The sequence below is a fragment of the Desulfitispora alkaliphila genome (assembly GCF_050433185.1).
Taxonomy (GTDB): domain Bacteria; phylum Bacillota; class Desulfitisporia; order Desulfitisporales; family Desulfitisporaceae; genus Desulfitispora; species Desulfitispora alkaliphila.
Genome location: NZ_JBNPXS010000091.1, coordinates 1 through 1,331 on the forward strand (window position 1 = coordinate 1; position 1,331 = coordinate 1,331).

The 1,331-nt window shown below is 34.4% G+C and carries 1 protein-coding gene; it reads left to right on the top strand.

Annotated features, from left to right (window positions below; all coding sequences use genetic code 11):
• Positions 1-830: 830 nt before the first annotated feature.
• Positions 831-1,085: a hypothetical protein gene (locus GGQ84_RS15470; protein WP_429163723.1), complete on the top strand. Its 255-nt coding sequence runs from the start codon at positions 831-833 to the stop codon at positions 1,083-1,085.
• Positions 1,086-1,331: the final 246 nt, after the last annotated feature.

The following is a 1,331-nucleotide window of genomic DNA, read 5'->3' on the forward strand; positions in this document are numbered from 1 at the left end:
TGGCTAATTTCTTAATTACTTCAAAAGAACTGTGTGGTTCTTTTCTTTTTAAATCGCACAACTGTTTAGTTTTCAAAGACCAACTTAATTCCCATAATTATGCTTGATAAGCAAGTTATTCATTGCTTGTCTCAAGCTGGAATTATATCATAGCACTTTTGTTTCACTTCGTCAATAGAAGTTATTGGTAATTGTTGATTTCTTGCTAAAGTTAAATAATCTATATAAAGTTACTTATTGCCGCCACCCTTGTTTTTAGCGACATTTGATACTATATCATGTCTTAACTTTATAGTCAATAACAATTTATCCCTTCTTGTTTTATCATATCAGTTTTATAGATTAACTGAATGTTAAACCCTTTAAGGCATAATATACCCATTGTTCTTCGTCTTTTTGATAAAGGTGATCCCGATGCCAATCCTCTAAGCTGTCCTCACCTAAATATTCTTGCCGTATAGTCAAAATGCTTGGTTTAAAAATCCTCTTGATAATATGTATTTTTTATCTAGGCAGATACAATGTGAATATCTTTGTGAAATTATGGTTTTTACATTTGAAACTATAACTCAACTTTCACACCTGAGACTTTTGCAAATTAATTAACCCTTGATATAAAAGGTTTTCAAAAACATAAAAAAGGACTTCCTAGGACTTCACCCCAATGTGGAGAAATTTTCAAGTGACAAAGCAAGAAAACTCACAAGGAGGGCAGTCACTTTGAACGCTTTCGCTATCAATTTGGTTTTGATTTGACAAAGAGTGCTCCATCTATTTCAACCCTTAGTCGTGTGTTCAAAAAATTAACAGAGCTGAAGATTGCAGAGAATTTGCTCTATGATCTGGTCATAGAATGTCGTAACCAAGGCATTATAGGCGACTCGAAAATAGCTATTGATAGTTCAGCGATTAAAGCTTATGAGGAAAACAATTACACTGCAGCTCAAAAATATGGAGCACAAGCTATTATTCCTTTTAACTTACGCAATGAAAAGAACCGCCTGCGGGTTTTTCTTCCAACGGAACAGCTAGATGTTCAATGGGATATGATATGGTCTACTGGGGCATTGACGGCAATTACTTGATGATTATGGCGCACCTCACCGAGATACTAGACAAATTTAGAAGTAACTACTTGAATTCTTAGTAAACTGTTCAAGAAAAAGGAATTATAAAGTTGACGTAGAATTTAGGTATGATATGGTAACACTGTTGCAATAGATGGTGAAAACCGAGAAAGGAGCATTCCTGTAATGAATTTAAATGAGGATTGAATAAAAAAAGCCCCCTTGGTATCATACGAGGTGTCCGAAGCTGATCAGCAAAAAGGA